Source organism: Pseudomonas sp. MWU13-2517 (assembly GCF_023242545.1).
Taxonomy (GTDB): Bacteria; Pseudomonadota; Gammaproteobacteria; order Pseudomonadales; family Pseudomonadaceae; genus Aquipseudomonas.
Genome location: NZ_JALMFA010000032.1, coordinates 1 through 2,196, shown reverse-complemented (window position 1 = coordinate 2,196; position 2,196 = coordinate 1). Strand labels below are relative to the sequence as shown.

The window sequence follows — 2,196 nt, the reverse complement described above, 5'->3', positions numbered from 1 at the left end:
GCCCGTTGCCCGGCGGGCGGTGTGCTGCAGATCGAGAGCCAGTTCGAGTCGGTGTACGACGTACCGATCGGCAATATCCCCGTTGAAGTCATCGGGCTGGATGACGGCAGCTCTGCCGTGGTCGTGCTGGACGAGTATGGCAAAGGCTCGCACGTTTGTGCAGCAGGCGGGCGATACGAGGTACGGGTACAAGGCGGCGTTTCAGCAGAGCAGGTAGACGCTTTGTTCGCCTCCTACACCGGGCTGACGGCGGATCTGGAGCAATGGCTGCGCTCACAGTGGAAGGGTTTCCGGCCGCATTGGGAGGTGGCGACAGCCAGTGCGGTTGGCAGCAGTGTGCTGGCAGGCAGTTGGGCGGCGATCAGGGATGTGTGGGACAGCATCAAGCTGGTACAGGCGATTCTTGAAGACCCGTTGAAATTTGCCGAACAGCTGGGGGCCGAGGCGGCGAAGCTGGCGCAGATCGCCACCGATGCGCCCAAGGTCATGGAACAGGCGATGTTGCTCGCCAGTGATGAAGCCGCGCTGTACCTGATGTTGCGCACCGCGATGATCTGGCTGGACGCGTTGCCGCCCCAGGAAATGGCCGAGGCAGCTGCCGGTTTTGTGGTCTCGCTGCTGATTGATCTGGTGATCGGCGTGGTGCTGACGATCGCGTTGCCGGCGGCAGGCGTGGCGTACCTGAGCTTGCGCCTGGTCAAGTACGGCAAAGGCATTCTTCAGGCGGCGATGGGCTTTGTCGAAGGCCTGCTGGCGATTCTGAAAAAGTTCATGCAAGCCGTGGATCGCTACAAGGCGGTCGCGGTTCGTGGTGTGGTCGGCGGGTTGAAACAGGGCCGGATGCAGATGCGCTGGCGAGCGCGGCAGAATGCGGTGCTGAGGCAGAAAGAGTCTGTCGACGACGTACCGGCTTCGGCGAAAAACCCACAGGGCGATGCCGCCGCCAGTGCGGAAAAAACCGCCTCCCATGGCTGCCCGGTGTCGATGGTCACCGGCGAGGAGTTGCTGACCCTCACCGATGGCACGCTGGACGGCGTGCTGCCGTTTGAGTGGACGCGGTTATATCGCACCAGTGCCGTGGAAGTGGATTGCGGGCTGGGGTTTGGCTGGAGCCATGCGCTGGCGCACAGGCTTGCGGTGTCAGGCGATTCGGTGCTGTGGACGGACCATGAAAACCGCTCCACTGAGTTTCCACTGCCCACTGAGTTACGGCCTTCAATCACCAATAGCCTGGCCGAAGCAGCGATCTATCTAGGCGCGGCGCCCGATGAGTTGGTGCTGGCCCAGGCGTCGCGGTTCTACCACTTTCGCGACGGTGTGCTGACGGCCATCAGCGATGCGTATGACAACCGGCTGCGCATTGTGCGGGATCGTTCGGGACGCATCGAGCGGTTGGATAACGGCGTCGGCCGCTCGCTGTGTTTGCGCTATGAGCTGGGCCGCATTGTGGCGGTGGATTATCAGGTTCAGCGCGCCAAGGGGCATGAGTCCTTCGCCTGGGTGACGGAGCAGACCGTTGTTTCCTACGCCTATGACGATGGTGGCCGACTGGTGTCGGCGACCAATGCCGTCGGTGAATGCGAGGTTTACCGGTACGACGATCAGCACGTCATTCTTGAGCGGCAGTTGGCCGATGGGGCGATTTTCTACTGGGAGTGGGAACGGGCGGGCAAGGCGGCGCGGTGTGTCCGGCATTGGGCAAGCTTCTCGCAGATGGACGCGTGTTACGCCTGGGGTGACGACGGCCAGGTCACAGTGTTTAACGCCGATGGCAGCCAGGAAGTCTACGTGCACGACCAGCGGGCACGCCTGGTGCAGCGTATCGACCCGGACGGTGCCGAACACTTCAAATCCTATGACGCCAAAGGCCGGCTGACGGTCGAGCAGGACCCGCTGGGCGCGGTGACGGCGTATCAGTACGACGATGCCGGACGCTTGGTGGCGATGTTTCCGGGGGATGACGAACCGACGTCCTACGAGCATGACAACGGCTTCGTACGCGTGGTGCGACGGGGCCAGGCGGTCTGGAAGTATGAGCGCAATGATCAAGGCGATGTGACACGTCGGATCGATCCCGACGGCCACATGACCGACTACAGCTATAACAAGCGCGGGCAACTGACGGGGGTTGGGTATCCCGATCACAGCTGTCATCGGCTGGTGTGGAATGAACGCGGGCAGTTGCTGGAAGAGCAG

General features: G+C 62.3%; 1 protein-coding gene. It reads left to right on the top strand.

The features are described 5' to 3' along the window. On the top strand, nt 1–2,196 hold a 2,196-nt coding region (locus M5B97_RS27525; protein WP_248733235.1), incomplete at both ends, for a DUF6531 domain-containing protein.